A 22,413-nucleotide genomic window follows, 5' to 3' on the forward strand; every position below is an offset into this window, starting at 1 on the left:
ATCTATAGAAAAATAAAAATTTTTAAAAAATATTTTCAATTTTACCTTCTTGAAATAAGAGCTGATATATATTAATATATCTTATTTCAAAGGGCAACCCTAACTCTTACTATGCTCCGCCGCCGACTTTGCCGATATATTAATATATCTTATTTCAAAGGGCAACCCTAACTTTTCAACTCCTCCCCAAAATCCTCCCTGAATATATTAATATATCTTATTTCAAAGGGCAACCCTAACGTAGTAGCGTATTGAATACCTTTATGCAGGATATATTAATATATCTTATTTCAAAGGGCAACCCTAACCATTCTGTCCCGCCGCCATGCCCACTACTTATATATTAATATATCTTATTTCAAAGGGCAACCCTAACAGTGCGCTCCCGCCCTAACATACTCTTCGAATATATTAATATATCTTATTTCAAAGGGCAACCCTAACTCGGAAGGCTGAGAATACCCGAGGCTCTTTATATATTAATATATCTTATTTCAAAGGGCAACCCTAACTACAGCAAATAACAGTTGTAACAGCTATTAATATATTAATATATCTTATTTCAAAGGGCAACCCTAACCGGCTTTCCTTGCGGACATTGCCTAGCCTGATATTAATATATCTTATTTCAAAGGGCAACCCTAACCGGTAAGAATGGCATACATTGGCACTCTGGATATTAATATATCTTATTTCAAAGGGCAACCCTAACACGTCTGCTACCGGTCAGACGGGAGCTACTATATTAATATATCTTATTTCAAAGGGCAACCCTAACCATGTCTGTCATGGATGCCGCTCATTGGTTATATTAATATATCTTATTTCAAAGGGCAACCCTAACCAAAAGAAATAACCATCGACGAAATAGATTATATTAATATATCTTATTTCAAAGGGCAACCCTAACGAACACCAACATTTTGGGACAACAGAAGAAATATTAATATATCTTATTTCAAAGGGCAACCCTAACCATGGTCACCGGCAGGGTGCCGTTTATCCGATATTAATATATCTTATTTCAAAGGGCAACCCTAACAGCGCAGGGTGTATCATGCCAAGCAAAGGAATATTAATATATCTTATTTCAAAGGGCAACCCTAACAACAAAAGTTTGCCGATAATCGTCGACGAAATATTAATATATCTTATTTCAAAGGGCAACCCTAACTGTATTGTAATTCTTGTAAATGCGCCTGCTATATTAATATATCTTATTTCAAAGGGCAACCCTAACACCAGGCACCGCACCCTGCTGCGCCGACTGATATATTAATATATCTTATTTCAAAGGGCAACCCTAACGCAATGTCTGCCGCTAACGCTTTGCCAGGGATATATTAATATATCTTATTTCAAAGGGCAACCCTAACATAGGACCATCGTCAATCTTCAATCCGACCATATTAATATATCTTATTTCAAAGGGCAACCCTAACAGTTGCCTCTGTCTGCGGCCTTTTTAACATATATTAATATATCTTATTTCAAAGGGCAACCCTAACCAATGCAGCGACCAGCCGACGGAGCTAGCCATATTAATATATCTTATTTCAAAGGGCAACCCTAACATAACATCAGAGTCTATCACTATCCCCGATATATTAATATATCTTATTTCAAAGGGCAACCCTAACCGAAATGCGCAAGAATGCTTTCAACATAACATATTAATATATCTTATTTCAAAGGGCAACCCTAACCGCAAGAGAATATAATCATCCTCTTAATGTATATTAATATATCTTATTTCAAAGGGCAACCCTAACCTACCATGAGAATATTCCCGATTATTGAGGATATTAATATATCTTATTTCAAAGGGCAACCCTAACTGCAGCGAGCTTCTCGCGCTCAAATTGTACATATTAATATATCTTATTTCAAAGGGCAACCCTAACTCCACCTTCAATATCTCGCGTTGCCCTTTGACTACACCGATTGCACCTGTAACCACGCTATTGAATTATAATAGGTTGCTTTAAACTCCTGACTTCCCGAGGTTTGAAAAACCGATATATTATTGCTATGGCGGCTATTGAGCCGACGACATTGAAGATAACGTCATTTTTGCTGCTTAGAAAGTGGAAAGTTTTGACAGCTAAGCTTTTGGCTGGCAAATAAACGTAAGAAGCATAATAATCAAATCCTCTCAAACCTTTCCATAAGCTCAGCTTCAGTCCGTCGACGTCGTCTGGTATCTGTACTTCTCTCCATTCTTCCTTTTCTGCCGTAGCTATCGCCGGCAGTTCCTTCTTAGCGGAGACATACTTTATACGATACGAGTAGGTGTTATGATTAATTGGTTTTTGACAGCTTGACAATAATAAACAAGATATTAAAAACATCGACATTAATTTTCCCATTTTGGCAATTCCTTTTATAATTTTTATAATTTCTATTGACTCATCAAAAAGAAGCAGTCATAATATATTTATCCATAGTAAAAAGTTTATTAATCGTACAATCGGTCACACTTGCGATAAAACACATTATAATACGCAAAATGCAGCTAAATACCTATTACAAACTCCTCAAAGCTCTATATAATATTCTTTTGCCATACAAATACTTATAATTCGCCGGCGCTAATTTTGCCGGCTTCATATACAGCTCGAGATCAGTCAAATGCTTACACTCTTTTATTCTGAATATGAAGGATATGGAAGACATAAATCAGGATATGAAGGGTAAAAGTAGTTTTCCATTCCCCCCGTCTCTGCAGGGGATGGCATTGTGAAATTCCTCTCCTCACCTTTCCTGTTCATATTCCCACTCTGCTATGTCTTCTGTATCAGGATAGAGGAACATCATTTCTTCCCACCTGGTTAGATACTCATCTTTATGCACTTTCTTTAAATTAGTCTGCAACTCTACTTGATAATCTGTATTGTCATATATTGGGTGAACAGGATTTGCGACCTTCTTAATGCCGAGTTCAGTATTATACGCTGTTACCAAAACACACTCATTTTATTGTTTTATTCCCATTACTATCCCAATAAATATTGTAGTTTTTGAGATTATTTACAATCAATATAGAGATGTTCTTAATCTGCTGTTTCCTTTATGCAGAGCAGCTTTGCTCCGTTCCGATTTTACATATCTATTATATACTCTCTTTCAAGCAACTCAAAAACTTTTGACATAATATCCTACAACTTGCCTCAGCCACCTTCATTATTTCAGCGAGCATATTAGCTTTTTTGAAAAATGACTTATCGTTTGCGACAAGCGATTTATATTTTTCATCAAGCGACTTAATTTTTTTGATAAGGGAATTACTAGATTTACAAGACGCAAAACCTAAAAAACAAACAATTTTTTCATTTCTTATATCTAACCCATTCAGCAGGGAGAAAAGGAGTAAGTTTTTTTACCTCAAAATGCAAGATAACTCTCTCTATAAAAATGAATGTCTAAACGTAAAAGTTCAAGTTTTACAACTAAAGATTCCTTCTTATTACAAGTACAAAAACAACCTTTTAAGCAACTGGTCGTCATCGCCGTTAAATCTCATAGCTTTTCACTCCCCTCCACCTTCGGTGCGTTGCGGTTGCTGTCACATTTTGTCCTACTTCTTCGCTATCAGTCCTACTTTCTTGCTTTTTCTCTATAAGGGCGACTGCAGGGTTCTTTATTTCAAAAACTTCTGTACAGCCAAAATCATATGCGTACTGCGTTAGTATCGCTTCACCTTGATTACTTATTAGCAGCCTCTTTTTAATATTTATTTGCGTCGATACACATGCCAAAACGCCTTTTTATTTATAGCGTAACGTTTGAGTTGCGTTGTTTTAGTTTAGCGTTTCTTTTAGTGCGCGCTGTCAGTTGCGCATATATTTAAACGGAGAGATAGGGATTCGAACCCTAGTTACCCTTTCAGATAAACAGTCTTTCCAGGACTGCGCCTTAAACCACTCGGCCATCTCTCCATCTTATTGGCGAAGGCATAATTTACATATCGTTCCATTAAATCAGCCAGTCCTATCAGACGCGCAAATTACAACATTTTAAAGAAGCTTAGTCTGCAAAATTTTAATAGTTTCAGTTTACGTTCATACAAAAACATTCTTGCTTTTTCTCACTCAATCTCAATTATGTTTTCAGTTTTTCCATTAAGATTTTATTAACAAGCTGCGGATTTGCCTGTCCTTTTGACTTTTTCATAACAAGACCGATGACTGCGCCAACTGCTCTTTCTTTGCCCGACTTAAACTCTGCAACAGCTTTAGGGCTTTCAGAAACAGCTTCTTCGCACATCTTCACAATAGCCGACTCATCAGAAATCTGCATAAGCCCTTTTTCTTTTACTATCATTTCCGGATCTGTTGATTTTTCATACATTTCTTCAAAAACAGTTTTTGCCATTTTCCCAGAAATAGCGCCATCTAAAATAAGAGAAACCAATTTTGCCAAATTCCGGCTTGAAACGGGAGCGTACGCAATAGAGGTTTTTGAAGCGTTGAGCTTCGCACTTAATTCTGTAGAAATCCAATTTGCAAGCGTTTTTGCAGCGACGACAAATTTTTCGGCTAAGACACCGGATTTTTCATCTTTTAAAACATTCAACGACTCTTCATAATAATCCGCAATCATTCTAACAGAAGTCAAATAAGCTGCGTCGTATTCCGACAAACCGTAATCTTTCATAAACCTTGTTTTTCTTGCTTTCGGAAGTTCCAAAACCTGCTTGCGCAATTCTTCAACAAAAGAATCCATCAAGTCAAAAGGAACCAGATCCGGTTCAGGGAAATATCTATAATCTAAAGCACCTTCTTTTGAACGCATCGATTTTGTTATTCTTTCTTCCGCGTCCCAAAGCCTTGTTTCCTGCGTAAGTCTGCCGCCGGAATTAAGAACCTCTTTTTGTCTTTCAACTTCATAAGTTATCGCGTCTCGTATGCCAGATATCGAATTCATATTTTTAATTTCGACCCTCGTCCCAAACTCTTTTTGTCCGACAGGGCGTATGCTTACATTTACATCACAGCGCATTTTACCCTCTTCCATGCTGCACTCCGAAGTTTCCAAATATTCAACAATATTTTTGAGTTCTTTTAAAAATTCTAACGCTTCCTGAGGAGAACTTATCTCCGGTTCAGTGACAAGCTCCATCAACCCTATGCCAGCTCTATTTAAATCAAGAAGAGAATAATTAAGTTTTTTGCCGCCTATTTCATGGACGAGTTTCCCGGCGTCTTCCTCCAGATGTATTCTCGCTATGTTTACAATCTTTTCTTTTCCGCCGACGATTATTGCAAGTTTTCCTCCGGAACATAAAGGCGGATCGGACTGGGTTATCTGATAATTCTTTGGAACGTCAGGATAAAAATACTGCTTTCTTGCAAAAGTACACCGCTTATTTATAGTAAAGTTCAGCGCAAGACCCGTTTTAACAACGGCTTCAACCGCTTTCTTATTTAGTATCGGAATTGCTCCCGGCTGCGAGGTGCAAATCACGCATGTATTTGAATTCGGTTCGGAACCAAATTTTGCAGAGCATTCGCAAAAAACTTTTGATTTTGTGTTGATCTGCATATGTACTTCAAGTCCTACTACCGTTTCATAATCAGCCATTATCTTATACCTTTTTTATATCTGTATGAGCTTTTTAAATTTGACCGCAATATCTGCTTACAGCTTTGCGCTTATTTCTCCCAAATTATATATCCGTCCATACTATGTTCTCCATATACTTTCAATATATAGACTGAAAATTTCAATATCTTTTCATTTGTATGAGCTGGCAAATTTTTCTTTTTCGCCAATTTATACAAACGTACGTACATTCACCGGTTTTAGTTTGTTTAAAGTTTTTCTTTAGAAAATTGTGTTGAGAACACAATGTCTGTCTGTTCTTATAATTGCTTTATCTTTCAGTCTTATATGCAGGTTTTAGTATATTTCCCAGTTAAAGCCGATACCTTCCAAAAGTCCAAATATTACTAGGAGTAATTAAAACTTCCAACATTTATTATTACTCTCACAGCAGTTAGTAGTATTTTCCACTACAATTTCAAGTATCGCCAAAAGGGAAAATAATACGACCGCTGACACAGTCGCTCCAGCGCTTATACCCAACGTTTTACTGTAGCTTTTTCTAAAAGCATCTTGGTCACAAGCAGTAAAAATTAACATGCTTATACAACAACAAATACATAAAACCTTTCTCATTTCCAGCTCCTTATATCCGTAACCTATTTTTAGCCAATTCTAAATTCGTACAACCATTTTTTACAATTATCCTCTCTATCTTTAAGAAATGATGATAAGCTCTCTTTCAACATCTCTTCTTCTTTAGTCCACAAAACTCTTTTAAGGGCAGCTTGGGACGAGAATTGCTTTGCAGTTTTCATGAATATCAAAATAAGAAAAGCGGATAAGTCTTTCCGCAGTCAAAACACAAACGCTTTAATCTCTGCTAAAGAACCGGATATTTATTTAAATCAAATCCCGATATTCTTTCAAAAGCATTGGCAATCTGAAAGAGTTTCGCGTCAGAAAATCTTGATCCCATAAAATGCACGCCCATCGGCATACCCGAACTTACAAAACTGCACGGAACGGTAATACCCGGAAGCCCAGCAAGATTTGCCGCCGTGACGAAAATATCGCATTCTTCCGAAAGCGTCTCGCCAAATTTTACAGGCATTTGCAAAGTTGCAGGCGAAAATATAAAATCGCATTTTTTGTACGCCTCGTTTATCTGGTTTATAAGCAGAGTTCTCACTTTCTGAGCCTGATGATAACACCTGTAATAATTTTTTGCGCCCAAAACATAAGTTCCAAACAATATTCTTTTCTTAACTTCGTACCCAAGCGATTCCGCTCGGGATTTTGCATATTCATCGTTTAAATTCCGTCCGCTTGACGATCTATGCCCGTAACGAATTCCGTCAAAAGTCGCAATATTTGCAGAAACTTCAGCGCACATGATAACTTTATACAGGGCAAGAACATATTTATAAGCCGCAATGTCAATCTCGGCTATTGTGGCGCCCTCAAGTTCAAGTTTATTTACGGCTTTACTGAAACATTCCGATATTTCTCCATCCATTTTATAATCTAAAAGTTGTTTCGGTATGCCGATTTTCACAGTCTTTAATATGTCAGGATTATCAATGCCGCTCGTATAATCAATCCGCTCTCCGGGACAGCAAACAGGATCCCTGTAATCCTCGCCTGCTATAACGCTCGTAAGCAAAGCGGCATCCTTTACGTCTTTTGAAAGCACACCTATCTGGTCAAAAGAAGACGCCAAAGCGCACACGCCGTATCTGCTTATTAAGCCGTAAGAAGGTTTATAGCCCACTATGCCGCAAAAACCCGCAGGCTGTCTTATTGAGCCGCCGGTATCGGAACCCAACGCAAAAGGCACCATACCCGAGCTTACGGCGGAGGCGCTGCCACCCGAAGAACCGCCTGGAATACGCTCAATATTCCAAGGATTTGCAGTTTTCTGGTAAGCTGACGCTTCCGTAGAACCGCCCATCGCAAACTCGTCCATATTTGTTCTTCCCACAAAAACTGCGCCCGCTTCTTTAAGTTTTTCTATAACAGCGGCGTTATAAGGAGAAATATAATTTTCAAGATATTTAGAAGCGGAAGTCATACTTTCGCCTTTTATCATAATATTATCTTTTATGCCTATAGGAATGCCTTCAAGAGATCCGCATTCTGCGCCCGTTTTTATCTTGTCGTCGGTTTGCGCAGCTTGTTTTAAGGAACGCTCTTCGTCTAATTTAAGAAACGCTTTTACTTTTGAATCAACTTCTTTAATACGCTTAAAGCAGGCTTTGATAATTTCAACGCTTTTTATTTCGCCGGAACAAACCTTTGCGCGCAAATTTCTCGCTCTAATTTTTAAAATCTCGTCCATACTCAAAACCACTTTTTCTTTTTAAAATATACAAGCATCACCACCATGCTAATGAGCATCAAACATATCGCAAAAACCCACAAATTCTTTTCCCCAAAAATTGAATATTCCGGAAACCGCATATTCATTCCATAATAGCCGGATATAATAAGAACTGGCATCAAAACTGTCGCTATTACCGTCAAAAATTTCATAACCTCGGTAAGCCTTAACGTAACGCTCGACATATAAACTTCGAGCAAGCTTACAACCATCTGACTCCGCATAACCATAGACTGATTTACTCTCACGCACTGCGTATAAATATCGCGAAAATATACCAAATACTCTTTTGAAATCAAATTGCTGTTTGACGCTCTTATAAAGTTAAAGTAAACATATGCCGATTGCTGGTATTCGGCTACTTTTCTCATTGCAAAAATCACTTTTTTGATATTGAGTATTTCTTCCATATTTTTAGCTTCCGGCTCTTCGAGGACATCATCTTCCAGATTCTCCATTTTATCGTCAATTTTCTCTAAAGTGAACTCGTAGCTGGAAACAACTTTATTAAAAATATTGTAAAGCAGGTTTTCAAGGCTTCCCATTTCGACCTGCGGTCTTATTCTTGCTTTCTCAAAAAGAGTTTCAAGAAAAAATAACTCCTCCACATGCACGGTAATTACAAAACCTCTGCCGACAAAAATATTTAACTCGTAAATGCTGTCTTTAAATTCCTGAAAATAGTTTGGTTTAAGCTGTATTCCGTGTACGGCAACGAAGACATAATTTTCAAACTCTTCTACTTTTGGATGATACTGCGGAAAGAGACAATCTTCAATTGACATCTCATGAAATTTAAATAATTCGGATAGAAGCAACGTCTCTTCTTGCCCTAATTCGTGGTTTTCCAAATGGATGTCAATCCACATAATATCGGGCTTTTTCTTATAATCTTCCGAAATTCTTGATGCTTTATATTCGGTAGTAAACTTACCGCCGATAGAATAAACCGCTTTTATCATAATAAAATCTGCTCTGCTTGCGCATCAGAATTAAGATACGTTTGCTATAACCTTTTGAATTTTATAAAAAGTTCCCTCTCTTGCAGGCGCGCTGTCAAGGAGATGATCTATAACCTCTTTCGGACACGGTTTTACGACATCCTCTCTCCAGACATTTCTGAGTTCCGTGACATGAGTCGTTGGCTGTAAACTAGCAGTATCAGGCTCTTGCAAAATCTCAATATAGTCAAACATCTCATTTATATCTGTAAGATATTTTTCTTTTTCATCTTCTTTAATATCTATTCTTGCAAGAAAAGCGGTAATTTCAAGGTCTTCTTTCAGCATAAACACACCTCGTTGAATTAGATTGTTAAGATTGTACAAAAATCAAAATTCTTTAACAATAAATAATAATTTCTCATATTTATCTTTTTCCCAAACGACTAAGCAAGTTGAATGACAAACCTCAGATTATACCCGCAGCAACAGCTAGTCTCTTTAATCTCCGTCTGGCAAAAGCGGCTGTTATTTACCGGGCTTCAACGTAAATCCTATCCGAATATTATGCCTCTCGACAGAGAGAACTCTTCTATCTCCTTCTTCGCTGAAGATAAAGCGCTTATTTAAAATACTTATAAAACGGAAATCCGCTTTTCAAACAATTAAAAACAACCACGCTTTAAATTTGAAATGGAACAGCAATAGTCTCAGCGCCTGCCGAAAGTGTTAAAATCCAGCCGACGCCAGCACATTATAGATAACACAGTCTATTCGCGTTCCAGAGTTATCACCGCTATCTCGCTTGTATTAAATAACCTCATAGGAGGTCCCCACAAACGCGTTCCGGAAGTTATATACATAACCGCATTGTTATTATAATATAAGCCGTAATTGTATTTCATTAAATATCTCCTCATTATTTCAATAGGCGGTATTTGCCCCGCGTGAGTATGCCCTGAAAGCTGTATTATTTTTAAGCTTTGTTTTGAAGTTTCGTCAAAGGAATTGGGGTGATGGCTTAAAAAAATTACAGGATAATTTTTATCTGTACCAGCAAAAATTTTTGAGATTTCCGCAGGATTATCATAATCTGCATCGTTTATGCCTGCAACATTAATCAGATTTTCAACTAAAACGCTTTCATTCTGAAGAGCTTTAAATCCTAATTTTTTTAACATTGAAAAATAGGCGTCAATGCCCGTATGATATTCGTGGTTCCCCGAGACGGCAAAAACTCCGTATTTCGCCTTTAATTTTTCAAAACCGTACTCAACATATCTGTCGTCCGCATTAATATCAGTATCTATTAAATCGCCTGTAATAACTATCATATCCGGTTTCAAAGACGCCGCCTTATCAAAAATTTTATTTATGGCTTTAGGCGAAGTAGCAGCGTTGATATGCACGTCCGAAAGCTGTACTATTTTCAAAGAGTCGGTCGGAAGCTGCGGAACTTTTATTTTTATTTCTTTTACGCTCAATATAAACGCAAAATTCAACAAAGACCAGATTGACGCCGCTGTACTCAAAATTACAGCTATAAGAGTTGAATAATATCTGAAGTTCTTTATCTTAAGTAGTAAATTAGCTAAATTTAATACGTCGTTTACAATAAAAAAAGAAAGCGTTATTCCCCAAACGCCCATACATATAAATCCAAAACGACTAATTGATAACATAATTGGAGCTTCGCAATGTCTGGCGGCAAATGAAAAAACGCTTACAATACAAAAAATAATAAATACGGCATACAAACAAATGTTGTAAGGCCGGTTAATATTTAAGTCCAAATTCACGCGCCATGCAATATAAAGATATCCGACTAAGTAGGCCAAAATAAAAACCAGTAAGTCCATAAATTGCCCCCTTGCTTGAACAACACAACTTGAGTAGATTAAAATAAGTATCGACTCTTTTTTAATCGCTTCACAAGCTCCGTCCGCGCTTTTAAAAAAAAATCCGTTGCCGGTCTAGAAAGATAATCGGGATATGACCATGGAAGCTTAGTAAACCCGGTTTTTTTATTATATATTGTAGTAACTTCTCCGTATATACCTTTAGAAAGATAAATTCTGTGACTGTAATCTTTGGTCGTAGCGAGAATAACGTTTGACGGAGTTATATATCCCGGATCAATATTTATTCGCCTTTTATTATTTACGGCAAATCCATTTTCAATGGAGTTTGTAAAAATTTTTATCCCGGCAATATCGGCGGGGGAAATTAATCTTTCAAACGAAATCCAAAAACGTTCCAAATTATCGCCCATTTCAATATTATAGTAATCGGAGAAATCAAAAGGCATATCGTCACTTGTCAAATCAATTTCGCCGAATCTTCCCTTAAGCGCTTCAAAGGATTTTCGCTTTATTTCCCTTTCTCCATCGGATGAAATTACGCCGCAAAACAATTTTACTTTTTTCGGCGCGACTGCAGCGCCCATTTTTTTACCTCGTTATTTTTATAAGGATAAGTTTACTATAAAACGTCAAAATTGTAAAATAACTTTATACGTTGCGAAGCGTGCCGTAAATGCGTTCCGCTTATCATTTATCATTGGAAGCAGCGAGCCAGATAATTATGGAAAATTCTCAATCCGGCGCGCAAAGAAGTACAAAATAAACGATCAGCGGAGCGGTTTATGCACAAATTCCCTGCAGAAGGAAATTATTCTGTAAAATCGTCCGGAGAAATGGAGAGAACGGACAGAGGATACACGTCCACTGTTGGCAATGGCGCCCGTATCTGCATATGGAGGACTTTCTTTACTAAATTGCCTCATTGATTTCTTTATAGGAACAAAACATGCGCCAAAAAGATTTATTGGCAATGCCACGACTGAAAAATTAAACGAAAGGAATCGAGCATTACGCTAAGGATTTCAAGAAAAAAACATGGAGATTATCCGCACATCAGCCGAAAACAGACAACGAACTGGAAGCAGAAAATGCGATCAACGGCTTGATAGCGTTGCCATCTCGTAATGAAGAATTTAGAAAACAAAGCCCTGCGACTTGCGGCGCGGTTGATTTTCACTGCATTACCTGTTGCAGAAACATCTCTTTCTATACAGCGCGATTAAAACAAGGACATAAAATGAAAAAATATTTTTCTACGGCGGCATTTACTTTAATATTTGCGGCAAATGTTTTTTGTTTCGGGGATTTTGTTGAAAAAACCGATTATTTTGTAGAGTTTCAGGAAAAATTGCCTAAAATGGCGGCGGTACTGCATGTAAATTTTACAAGAGACATTCCGGAACCTAAAGAAGCGGAAGAAATAGTAAAACAACAGTTAAAAGCATACGGGAATACGATAGCGGCAAACAAAAAATCGACAAAATATAAAAATATCATCGGCTCGGCATGGTATGTAAACAAAACATATTCTGCAAATCCCGTAAAAATTAAGTTTCAAAAAGATATAGGCGCCTACGTGTGGCTTGGTAAAACAAAGAGAATCGTAACGTTTCCCGATTACATGTCTTTTCTAAAAAGAGAAAGAAATAACAAAAAAATCAAAGACAAAGCAGCTAAAAAGCAGTTGTAAGAATCCAGAGATTATTCAGTTCGGCGATATTCGTAGATTCGAGACTTGCCGATGAGGCAAGAAAAAAAGCCGGGTCCGCCATTAGAGAGAATACCTTTTATTGGCGGATATAAAAATTTAGAAAAGAAGCATAATTGGCAGCTTCATCAGAGATTGCATTACGTAGAACTCTATAAAAGAGAACGTGGGAAGCGCTGTCGCTTCAAGTTGGCGAGGTCTTTGCCTTCGTCTCAAACGCATTAAATAAAAGAAGGGACGGAAGACTAATTTTCTTACACTCAGCTGATATTCCGCCCTGTCTTACTCGTCTCTCATAGCGCAAAACTCTCCGCACATCGTGCATACATCTTCCTGCTGCGGGGGAAGTTTCGCTCTTTCTTTTGCAAATTTTACAGGATCTATACAGAATTCTTTTTGTTTTTCCCAATTTCTCGCTTTACGCCATTTAGACATTTCGCGATCGCGCTCTGCCGCGCCTTTAACTCCTTTGACAATATCTGCGGCGTGTCCGGCAATTCTCGAAGAAATAACGCCGTCATGGACATCTTGAACGTCGGGAAGTCTCAAATGTTCGGCGGGAGTAACATAACAAATAAAATCAACACCGTAAGCTGCCGCCAACGCTCCGCCGATCGCAGAAGTTATATGGTCATAACCAGCAGCTATATCGGTCACCAAAGGTCCTAAAAAGTAAAGCGGCGCATCATATCCCAATCTTTTCGCAAGAATTACGTTTGCTTCAATTTGGTTCAAAGGAACATGACCTGGACCTTCTATCATAGATTGAACGCCTTCTTTCCGCGATCTTAAAACGAGTTCGCCTAAAACTGAAAGTTCGGCAAGCTGCGGTCCGTCCGAAGCGTCAAACCCACAACCCGGTCTGAACCCATCGCCAAGACTCAATGTGACGTCATATTTTTTAGCTATTTTCAAAAGCCTGTCAAAATGTTCGTATAAAGGATTTTCTTTCCCGGTCGCATTTATGCACTTAACCAAAAAAGAGCCGCCTCTGCTCACAACGCCGGCAAGTCGCCCCTGGCGATTTAATACTTCCACAGTAGCCTTGTTAATTCCGCAGTGGACGGTAATAAAATCTACGCCTTGCTGCGCTTGTTCTTCTATAACGTCAAACAACAATTCGCCGTCAATTTCGGATATTTTTCCGCCTTTTGCAACCGTTCTGCAAGCAGCTTCGTAAATAGGAACCGTTCCCACCTGCACGGGCGAAGCGGCAAGAATTTTTTCTCTTATCTGCACTAAGTCGCCGCCTGTTGACAAATCCATAACGGCATCGGCGCCGGCTTTAACGGCGGCATCAAGTTTTGCAAGTTCCTCCGCAATGTCAATATGGTCAGGCGATGTGCCGATATTAGCGTTGACTTTCGTCTTCAATCCCTTCCCGACAGCTACGATTTCTTGAAGTTTCCTATTGACGTTTTTAGGTATGACAATAGTCCCGTCAGCAACGCCGGCTCTTATAAATTCTTCGTCTAAATTTTCGGCTTTAGCGGCACTCTTTATTAAACCGTTCGCTTTTTTACTCTGAGCATCTTCCATTAGTGTCATTATTCCTCCATTTAATATCCCTGCCGCAAATTTATTCCGCAATATATTTTTGATTTCTGCCGTCAGGTTTATCCGACATAGCCAACGGCAATTTACCCGATTTGACAAGCAGACTTAAAAAGGTATTTTGATTAGCTCATTACTCATTTTTTATGCTTTTTTTTCTTATTAAAAAGATGCATTGGCAACTTCTTTTACCTCATATAACTCCAACATCTTCTTTTAATTAAGGATTTTCTGCGGATTGAAAATCAGCACGGTTAGTCTCGTTTAAAGACGATTTTGAAAACCTTCTGCGGGAATTTCCTCAAGCGGAAAAACAGAAAGCAGACGGCAGTTTAGGCAAATTATTTACAGAATCGGCAAAATCCCGTTTGATTGAATTAATATTCTCTTTGACAATTCCGATATCTGCGGCTTTGTCAGGTTCTTCCGCCTATTATCTAATCCTTTAGGCTTCATATCTCATTTCCCTCTTTCCGTTTCCTCTGCTCCTTCAACGATATTGCGATTTATTTCCTGCGTAGTTTTTAGCTCTACTGGCACCACTCCAAATCTTTTAAGCTGGCAAAGCAACTAACTAATAGACAAACTTTATATTGCCCTATATATCGTTCTGCACGAGCGGCCGTTCTATTTTTTCATTTACTGTAAGGACTTCTTTCCTGCAATAGCGTTGACTGCCCCCTCATACGCTTTTGCAATAAAAAACTTTCTATACTTTAAATAAACCAGCTTTTCAGCGCTGTACGCCGCATATCTCTGTTTTTTAAAATCTGCGGACGCTTCAGGGAAAAAAGTTTTTGAATATTCCTCTAAAACTCTTAGAGATTCTTGAACGCGTTTAAAATTTGCAACTATTACGCCTGACAATTCTTTCTTTAACAGTTCAGGCATTTGTCTGCCGGAATCGTCGGAAGAATCTCTCTCTTTTATAAGTTTGCCATAATTGTCTCTCAAGATTTTATCCACATCATGACGAATCCCGCGAATTTTCTTATAAAAAGAACCGTCATTTAAAACAAAGCGCAGACTATCTTCAACAACTCTCAAACCTTCGCGGCAACGATTTAAATTTGCGTCGATAATTCTCAAAGCGGACTTCTGGTTAAAATTTCCGAAAGCAACGCCCTTTGAGCGTTTGGAAACGGCAGACGGAGGAATTCTTCTTTTGTTATTAGTTTTATTGCTCATTCCCAAACTTCCGCTTCCGCCTTTAACAAACAAAACATTTCATGCGCGCAATCGTTATCATCCGCTCCTTCAAAAAAATTTTCTATCCTCGCTCTTTTGTCTATTCCGCAAAGTCTCCCGGCTTGCCGCCAAACTCGTGTGAAAAAGCATATGCAGCGTTGAAAGCATATTATCGAGAAAGATAAGCAAACGGCAGCAAGTCCAAATCTTTCCCAATTCAAAACATTCTTGACAGGAAGGCTTTTCCCGCTGCGGTTGCCGTTAAGATGACTTCTCGGCAATCGGCGCGCCACGCGCAAATACAAGAGAAGACGCAACAATAATATTCTGATTTTTTCATTTTTGACCCTGCATTATTTCAGCGCCATAACGGCTTATTATTAAATTTATCAAATTTGTCGTCGATTTCCCTTTTACAAAAGGAAACCTGTAAACTTTTTTTACATATTTTTTTCCGACTATTTCCGACAGCTTATAATCGCCGCCCTTCACCAAAATATCCGGACGCAATTCGCTTAAAATTTTTACCGGCGTTCGCTCGCCAAACACAACGACATAATCTACAGGTTTTAAAGAAAGAAGCAGTTTCGCTCTGTCTTTTTCTGCGGACAAAGGTCTTTTGGGACCTTTAAGACAACTCAAAGATTTATCCGAATTTATAGCAACTATTAAAACGTCGCCCATGCTTTTCGCCTTTTCAAGAAGGCTTATATGCCCCAAATGAAGCAAGTCAAAACAGCCGTTTGTAAAAACCACTTTTTTACCGGCTTTTTGAAGTTTTTTTATTTCCGCCTGCATTTTTTTTCTTGTCAAGGCTTTATTTTGGCTCTTTGAGCGTTTAAGCATTGCTTTCAAGTTCTTGTTTTACCACTTCAAAATCGGTTTTCTTGCCGCTTCCACTTCGTTTAACCTTCTGACAGAAGTATTAACCGGCGCATCTTTAAGTTTCTGCGGTTCTTGCGCCGCTTCTTCAAGAATAATTTTAATAAGATTGTCAACAAATGCATCTAGCGTTTCTTTAGATTCCGTTTCGGTAGGCTCCACCATAATCGCTTCTTCAACAATCAGCGGAAAATATACCGTCGGAGCGTAATAACCGTAATCCAAAAGTCTCTTTGCAATATCTAAAGTCCTCACGCCATTTTTAAACAAAGATTTGGGAGAGAGAACAAACTCGTGCATGCATCTGCTTCCAGCGGGAACATTGATTTTATCTTTAAACCTCGCAAGCATATAATTTGCGTTTAAAACAGCCTGCTCCGAGACGCTTTTTAAACCTTCCGCGCCAAGCGATTTTATGTAAATATACGCTTTTAATATCACAGGGAAATTTCCAAAAAACGCTTTCAGCTTTCCTATGCTTTTCGGCTTTTTATAATTTAAAACAAATTTAGATTTCTTGTTTTCTATTCTCGGCACGGGCAGAAAAGGCTCTAAAAACGCTTTTACGCCGACAGGACCCGATCCTGGACCGCCGCCGCCATGCGGAGTTGAAAAAGTTTTATGAAGATTTATATGCATAACGTCAAAACCCATATCGCCGGGTCTTACTATGCCCATAACAGCATTCAGATTTGCGCCGTCATAATATAAAAGACTGCCGTTTTCATGAACTATTCTTGATATTTCAGGTATATTTTTTTCAAACGTTCCCAGAGTATTAGGAACGGTAAGCATAACCGCGGCGACATCAGGAGTTAGGATTTCCTTTAATTTTTCAGGAACTATGCTTCCGTCTGGCTCCGATTTTAAAGGAACAATTTTAAAACCCGCAAAAGCTGCCGAAGCGGGATTTGTCCCGTGCGCGGAATCAGGAACGATTATTTTTGTTCTTTCCTGCTTTATAGATTTAAAATACTCTGCGATTATCAAAAGTCCCGTAAACTCTCCGTGCGCCCCCGCCGCAGGCTGAAGCGAAAAATAATCCATTCCGGAAATTTCGCATAAATCTCTTTCACATTCGCACATTACTTCTAAAACGCCTTGCATGCTTTCCGCCGGCTGGCGCGGATGTATAAAGTTAAAAGCTTCGTCTTTAGCAATACGCTCATTTATCAAAGGATTATATTTCATCGTACATGATCCAAGCGGATAAAAAACCGTGCTTAAGGCATAATTTTTCCTTGAAAGATTTGTAAAATGTCTCAACAGATCGCTTTCCGCAATACTTGGGAGACCTAAATCTGAATTTCTTTTTAAATTTTCAGGAATTTGCGCGTCAATTTCAACGTCCGAATTCACGCTGTATGCCGGCTTGCATTCCGAAGACAGCTCATTTAATAATTTTTCCATTTTTATACCCCTGCGCTTCATTTTTTTAAATTACGCCTTGTTATCGCGATTGCGCTTGGAAGCACTAAGCCCCATCCTTTTAAATTACGCTTTTGTCATACGCCAAACCTACAGATATTTCTCAATTTCAATTTACGGTTTTTCCTAAACGGCAGCATTTTTTGCAGCAATAGTTTCTCAAATTCTTTTATACATTGAACTTTTTATATCTTCGCACATATCAATCAGCTCTCTCGGAGGCTCGCCAAACTTATCTCATAACCGCCTTATTAACGACTGTGCGGAAATGTAGATGTTGCGTGTTTCCTTTAAAATGTCTTCTGTAACGCTCTCAACGTTTTCAGGCATTCTATTCTCCTATTAGTTAGGTCTCAAGCTGATAAACAAATGAACTAAGCCTCCTATTACCATCACGCAATTCATAAACAGTTATTTCACTATCAATTCTCTCATTATGTAAACCTGCCTTAGTCCAAAAACAGCGTCTAGCTACCTTTTTAGCAAGATACCAAGTATAAGAAATAATATCCTCACTATAATGATAACAATATCCATAAGCGGAATAGTTAGATTCGAAAACAGACCAAGTGACATAACCTACAGGATTAGGAGCAGGAACAATAATTTCTTTAGGTTTGAAATATCTAAACACATCATAACAGCCAACAATAAGAGCAATAAAAGCAAAAGCCCAACCGACATATTTCCCAACTGAGCTACCTGTATCAGTAGTATCAGACGGCTGAACAGACTTACTCGGCTCAGGTGTTGGAGCGGGAGTATTTGAAGGTGCAGGAGCGGAAGCATTTGGAGTATTTGACGTCAGTGAATGCGGTGCTTCGCTTCCTTTATCCTTAACAACAATATCCGCAGGTCTTCCATGATCAGGCAGCTTATCACAGCCAGACGTCAAGAATATACATATACATATACATATACATATAATTTTTTTCATTTTATCCGCCTAAGCGACTGTGAATCAAAGGCATTCCAAATTTCTTCCTCAACAGAAATTTCAAAGGTTTCAGAAATTTCCGAATTAGAAAATTAGGTTTATAAAGAAGTAAATAATCAGACTGCGAAGCAACGCCTTTATTTAAAACAGGTCTTTCGGCAATCCACTCGTCTGAAGCACAATCAAAATAACAATTAATACCAGAAACCTTAAAACAAGGTTTGTAACCTTCTGAGCGAGCTGCGTCTTCAGAAAAATTAACATTACCTAATTCAGTCGTATTAACAAATCCAGAGTTTGCAAATTTACGAAGCAACTCCTCATAACCGACATAATATACAACAGCAATAACAGCAATAACAGCAATAGCAACAGCACAAGCACTAATCTTCACAATTGGACTACCTGTATCAGTCGTATCGGACAAAGCTGAAGCAGTCTTATTCGGCTCAGGTGTTGGAGCGGGAGTGTTTGAAGGTGCAAGAGCGGAAGCATTTGACGTCAGCGAATGCGTTGGAACGCCTTCGCTTCCTTTATCCTCAACAACAGCATTCGCAGGTCTTCCATGATCAAGCAGTTTGCCACAGCCAGACGTCAAGAATATACATATACATATACATATACATATAATTTTTTTCATTTTCTTAGTTGTCCTCAATCCTGTAAACCAAACTTTTTATATCTTCGCACATATCAATCAGCTCTCTCGGAGGCTCGTCAAACTTATCTCATAACCGCCTTATTAACGACTGTGCGGAAATGTAGATATTGCGTGTTTCCTTTAAAATGTCTTCTGTAACGCTCTCAACGTTTTCGGGCGTTCTAGGCTCCTATATTATAAGGATTAGGTTTATAAGGGGACTTCGGTACTTCAATTCCGAATATCTTCCTCAACAGAGGTTTCAGATTGAACGGATTAGATTTATAATACTTTAACATATTAAACTCAACAGGCGTTTCGTCAATATATCTATTTGTATCCCAATCAAAAAAATGACCATTAATAAAATAACATTTTTTACAACCTTCAGGCGTATCTTTAACAGTATCATATTTACCTAAAGAAACAGGCTTAATATCTGCAAATCTATAAAGCAACTTATAACCGCCATAACATACGAAAGCAAGAGCAACAGCACAAAGAACAGCATTCACAGCATATTTCCCAACTGAGCTACCTGTATCAGCAGTATCAGACGCAGGCAGAGCAGACTTACTCGGCTCAGGTGTTGGAGCGGGAGTGTTTGAAGGTGCAAGAGCGGAAGTATCTGACGTCAGCGAATGCGTTGAAACGCCTTCGCTTCCTTTATCCTCAGCAACAGCATTCGCAGGTCTTCCATGCCTAAGCGACTTATCACAGCCAGACATCAGGCATATACATAAGCATACACATATAATTTTTTTCATTTTCTTAGTTGTCCTCAATCCTGTAAACTAAACTTTTTATATCTTCGCACATATCAATCAGCTCTCTCGGAGGCTCGCCAAACTTATCTCATAACCGCCTTATTAACGACTGTGCGGAAATGTAGATGTTGCGTGTTTCCTTTAAAATGTCTTCTGTAACGCTCTCAACGTTTTCTGCCATTCTATTCTCCTATCTATAAGGGTACGCTTTATAAGGGGACTTCGGTACTTCAATTCCGAATATCTTCCTCAACCAAGTTTTCAGAAGTTTCAACTTTGGCGAATCAGGTTGATAATAGAAACGATACTCGTCAACAGAAGGCGAATATAAATCAACAGGTATTGCGTCAATATATTCATTTGTACAACGATCAAAAAAATGACCATCGTTAGGATAACACATTAAGCAACCTAACTTAATATCTGAAGGTGAGACAACTTTCAAATTACTTAAGGCATAGATAGGTTTTTTGATACTTGCAAATCTATAAAGCGGCTTATAAACGCCACACACAGCAATAACGGACAGAATGACAGCAAAAGCCCAAAGACCATATTTCACAACTGAGCTACCTGTATCAACATTACCAGACGCAGGCGAAGCAGACTTACTCGGCTCAGGTGTTGGAGCGGGAGTGTTTGAAGGTGCAAGAGCGGAAGTATCTGACGTCAGCGAATGCGTTGGAACGCCTTCGCTTCCTTTGTCCTCAACAACAGCATTCACAGGTCTTCCATGCCTAAGCGGCTTATCACAGCCAGACATCAGGCATATACATAAGCATACAGATATTATTTTTTTCATTTCCATATTGCACCTTTTATAAGATAGAAATCAGAAGAGAGTATATCCCAAACATGAGGATACGCAACTAATCGGAAAAGCTCAAGAATAGGCTGAGCATACCAAGTATGAGAAATCACTGAAGGATTTTTTGTTATAAGCCACCATAACGATAAGCATGTATCTACAGCCAAAGCGGTTAAACTTAATTTTGACTGAGACAAAAGAGAGGGATTTGTAAGATACGCATGTACAGGAAAACTAAAAGCGGAAACCATTCTTAACATCGTAAAAAACATACTCGCACAATGCGAAGAACACTCTTCCACCATTAAAAGGAAAACCACATTTGCAAGAGCGGATAACCCAGCATGCAAACAATACAAGTCAGCCTTTTTTTTACTACCACACAATTCATCTGCAGGATTTAAGTCAGACTTATCAGAAGCGGGAGCATTTTGAGACTGTGGTACAGGAGCGGAAGCATTTAAGGACTGTGGTGCAGTGCTGACATTGTCAGCCGTTCTATTACAGCCAGATATTAGAACTGCGATTAACAACAGCGACATTACTTTTTTCATTTTGTTTTTGTATGATATATCTGAAATAGAAACCAACTTTCAAAAAGGAAAAAGGTTGTTTATTCTTGCTCTTTTTTTGTGGATTGATTTTATTTCGTATTTACCCAATTAACGGAGTTAATCAGGCTGGGCGTCTGATTGCTCCGTTTACTTTTTCTGCATAACTTTTATATAATAACACTTGCATTCTAATGCCTCTACTTTGTTTTTTCATCATTCAGTCAGCGGAGTAGTCCTTAAACGGATTACTCCGTTTTTCTTTCTTTGACTTATAATTATTCTCTTTATATTATCTATCTTGGAACAGTATGCATTTTAGACAACTCGGAAATCTGCCAATCACGGGCAATCCCTTTATAGGATTGCCCTGTTTCATGCTCAAACAGCCTAAATCACAAATGCGGAATACTTCCTTGAAAGGATACTCCTTGAAGATCGCCATTATTACCAAAAGGCGGAGCATTATCATCACCTGCAGAAGCAGGATTAGGCACAAAACTAAAAGGATTATGAGGATTATCTTTTTTCGTATTCACGTTAGGTCTTAAATGATTAGGAATACTAGCAGGCTTACCAGATTTTTTATCACCAAAGCAACAACAACTAAATTTCCAAAGTATGCCAAGAACAACCAAAACAGTCAGAACAGAACCGATAAGAATACCGATTTCGGTTTTTGATATGCCATCAGGGATTACAGAATTTTCCTCAGGTAATGGTGATGGTGATGGTGATGGTGTTGGCGTGGGCGTTGATGTAGGTCTTGGAGTTGGCGAAAACGACGGCGATGGACTTGGATTAACCTTATCCTTATCAGTATTAGCAACTTTGTTATCAGTTTTAACAGGTTGGGATTTGTTAAGCAGTTTACCACAGCCAGAGACTAAGATTATACATAACAATAACGACAATACTTTTTTCATACTTATTCCATTCCCTAAACTGTCCTATCTTGTCCTATGCGGACAGGCAGGATACAGATGTATTTTTACAGCTTTATAAGTGTCGCCGAATTCGGCAGTCTGAGGACTGCCTTTCGGCTCAATTTCAAATCAATTCATGGTTAACGTCCGAGCCAATCGGACAGTTGAATTCGTATTCCTTTTATTTGCCTTGCGGCAAGTTTTACATAAACACAATAAGTACAAAGAGGGGCTTACGTCTCATCTTGCCATTTCCTCCGCCGGCGGTCTTCTAACGGATATCCCGCACACTGT

Annotated in this window: 20 protein-coding genes, 1 tRNA gene and 1 CRISPR repeat array; of the genes, 1 reads left to right on the forward strand and 20 read right to left on the reverse strand. The window is 38.4% G+C overall.

Annotated elements, in window-relative coordinates; translation table 11 throughout:
* Positions 1-66 precede the first annotated feature (66 nt).
* Positions 67-1,904: a CRISPR direct-repeat array (repeat unit 36 nt; unit sequence ATATTAATATATCTTATTTCAAAGGGCAACCCTAAC).
* A gap of 57 nt (positions 1,905-1,961) precedes the next feature.
* The 10 genes from LE179_RS01785 to LE179_RS01830 all read right to left on the reverse strand — a co-directional run bounded on the left by LE179_RS01785 (position 1,962) and on the right by LE179_RS01830 (position 11,314).
* Positions 1,962-2,369: a hypothetical protein gene (locus LE179_RS01785; RefSeq protein ID WP_374128662.1), complete on the reverse strand. Its 408-nt coding sequence runs from the start codon at positions 2,367-2,369 to the stop codon at positions 1,962-1,964.
* A gap of 385 nt (positions 2,370-2,754) precedes the next feature.
* Positions 2,755-2,964, reverse strand: coding sequence for a hypothetical protein (locus tag LE179_RS01790; RefSeq protein WP_374128663.1), 210 nt, complete (start codon positions 2,962-2,964; stop codon positions 2,755-2,757).
* A 548-nt stretch (positions 2,965-3,512) separates the two neighbouring features.
* A complete protein-coding gene (locus tag LE179_RS01795) occupies positions 3,513-3,758 on the reverse strand; it encodes a hypothetical protein (RefSeq protein WP_374128664.1) in 246 nt (81 codons plus the stop codon).
* A 93-nt stretch (positions 3,759-3,851) separates the two neighbouring features.
* Positions 3,852-3,938: transfer RNA gene (locus LE179_RS01800), tRNA-Ser, on the reverse strand.
* A 163-nt stretch (positions 3,939-4,101) separates the two neighbouring features.
* Complete coding sequence (gene gatB / locus LE179_RS01805; protein ID WP_374128665.1) at positions 4,102-5,583, reverse strand: Asp-tRNA(Asn)/Glu-tRNA(Gln) amidotransferase subunit GatB; 1,482 nt, start codon at positions 5,581-5,583, stop codon at positions 4,102-4,104.
* Between the two features lie 844 nt (positions 5,584-6,427).
* Entirely contained in the window at positions 6,428-7,885 is a 1,458-nt protein-coding gene (gene gatA / locus LE179_RS01810) for an Asp-tRNA(Asn)/Glu-tRNA(Gln) amidotransferase subunit GatA (RefSeq protein ID WP_374128666.1), read from the reverse strand.
* A gap of 2 nt (positions 7,886-7,887) precedes the next feature.
* Positions 7,888-8,889: a magnesium transporter CorA family protein gene (locus LE179_RS01815; protein ID WP_374128667.1), complete on the reverse strand. Its 1,002-nt coding sequence runs from the start codon at positions 8,887-8,889 to the stop codon at positions 7,888-7,890.
* 30 nt (positions 8,890-8,919) lie between these two features.
* Positions 8,920-9,216 carry an Asp-tRNA(Asn)/Glu-tRNA(Gln) amidotransferase subunit GatC gene (gatC, locus tag LE179_RS01820; protein WP_374128668.1) on the reverse strand — a complete coding sequence of 99 codons (297 nt, stop codon included), beginning with the start codon at positions 9,214-9,216 and terminating at the stop codon, positions 8,920-8,922.
* A 422-nt stretch (positions 9,217-9,638) separates the two neighbouring features.
* Positions 9,639-10,550: a metallophosphoesterase gene (locus LE179_RS01825; protein WP_374128669.1), complete on the reverse strand. Its 912-nt coding sequence runs from the start codon at positions 10,548-10,550 to the stop codon at positions 9,639-9,641.
* A gap of 215 nt (positions 10,551-10,765) precedes the next feature.
* A complete protein-coding gene (locus LE179_RS01830) occupies positions 10,766-11,314 on the reverse strand; it encodes a DUF4416 family protein (protein WP_374128670.1) in 549 nt (182 codons plus the stop codon).
* A 653-nt stretch (positions 11,315-11,967) separates the two neighbouring features.
* Between LE179_RS01830 and LE179_RS01835 the strand changes: the two genes are divergently transcribed.
* On the forward strand, positions 11,968-12,420 hold the full coding sequence (locus LE179_RS01835; protein ID WP_374128671.1) for a hypothetical protein: 453 nt from the start codon (positions 11,968-11,970) through the stop codon (positions 12,418-12,420).
* A gap of 300 nt (positions 12,421-12,720) precedes the next feature.
* Here the strand turns inward: LE179_RS01835 and thiC are convergent, their stop codons facing one another.
* The 10 genes from thiC to LE179_RS01885 all read right to left on the reverse strand — a co-directional run bounded on the left by thiC (position 12,721) and on the right by LE179_RS01885 (position 22,119).
* The gene (thiC, locus tag LE179_RS01840; protein ID WP_374128672.1) at positions 12,721-13,986 is read right to left on the reverse strand and encodes a phosphomethylpyrimidine synthase ThiC; all 1,266 of its coding nucleotides are present in this window, start codon (positions 13,984-13,986) and stop codon (positions 12,721-12,723) included.
* Positions 13,987-14,631: 645 nt separating this feature from the next.
* The gene (locus LE179_RS01845; RefSeq protein WP_374128673.1) at positions 14,632-15,180 is read right to left on the reverse strand and encodes a hypothetical protein; all 549 of its coding nucleotides are present in this window, start codon (positions 15,178-15,180) and stop codon (positions 14,632-14,634) included.
* A 336-nt stretch (positions 15,181-15,516) separates the two neighbouring features.
* Positions 15,517-15,978 carry an adenylyltransferase/cytidyltransferase family protein gene (locus LE179_RS01850; RefSeq protein ID WP_374128674.1) on the reverse strand — a complete coding sequence of 154 codons (462 nt, stop codon included), beginning with the start codon at positions 15,976-15,978 and terminating at the stop codon, positions 15,517-15,519.
* 66 nt (positions 15,979-16,044) lie between these two features.
* A complete protein-coding gene (gene gcvPB, locus LE179_RS01855) occupies positions 16,045-17,472 on the reverse strand; it encodes an aminomethyl-transferring glycine dehydrogenase subunit GcvPB (protein WP_374128675.1) in 1,428 nt (475 codons plus the stop codon).
* A 364-nt stretch (positions 17,473-17,836) separates the two neighbouring features.
* Positions 17,837-18,427 carry a hypothetical protein gene (locus LE179_RS01860; protein WP_374128676.1) on the reverse strand — a complete coding sequence of 197 codons (591 nt, stop codon included), beginning with the start codon at positions 18,425-18,427 and terminating at the stop codon, positions 17,837-17,839.
* A 1-nt stretch (position 18,428) separates the two neighbouring features.
* Positions 18,429-19,067 carry a hypothetical protein gene (locus LE179_RS01865; RefSeq protein ID WP_374128677.1) on the reverse strand — a complete coding sequence of 213 codons (639 nt, stop codon included), beginning with the start codon at positions 19,065-19,067 and terminating at the stop codon, positions 18,429-18,431.
* Positions 19,068-19,249: 182 nt separating this feature from the next.
* Positions 19,250-19,834 carry a hypothetical protein gene (locus LE179_RS01870; protein ID WP_374128678.1) on the reverse strand — a complete coding sequence of 195 codons (585 nt, stop codon included), beginning with the start codon at positions 19,832-19,834 and terminating at the stop codon, positions 19,250-19,252.
* A 190-nt stretch (positions 19,835-20,024) separates the two neighbouring features.
* Positions 20,025-20,636, reverse strand: a complete 612-nt coding sequence (locus LE179_RS01875) for a hypothetical protein (RefSeq protein WP_374128679.1) — start codon at positions 20,634-20,636, stop codon at positions 20,025-20,027.
* The gene (locus tag LE179_RS01880; RefSeq protein WP_374128680.1) at positions 20,633-21,196 is read right to left on the reverse strand and encodes a hypothetical protein; all 564 of its coding nucleotides are present in this window, start codon (positions 21,194-21,196) and stop codon (positions 20,633-20,635) included. Before LE179_RS01880 ends, LE179_RS01875 begins: the two co-directional genes overlap by 4 nt.
* Positions 21,197-21,588: 392 nt before the next feature.
* Positions 21,589-22,119, reverse strand: coding sequence for a hypothetical protein (locus tag LE179_RS01885; RefSeq protein ID WP_374128681.1), 531 nt, complete (start codon positions 22,117-22,119; stop codon positions 21,589-21,591).
* Positions 22,120-22,413: the final 294 nt, after the last annotated feature.

Origin of the sequence: Candidatus Endomicrobiellum agilis (assembly GCF_020328115.1) — a bacterium.
GTDB lineage: Bacteria > Elusimicrobiota > Endomicrobiia > Endomicrobiales > Endomicrobiaceae > Endomicrobiellum > Endomicrobiellum agilis.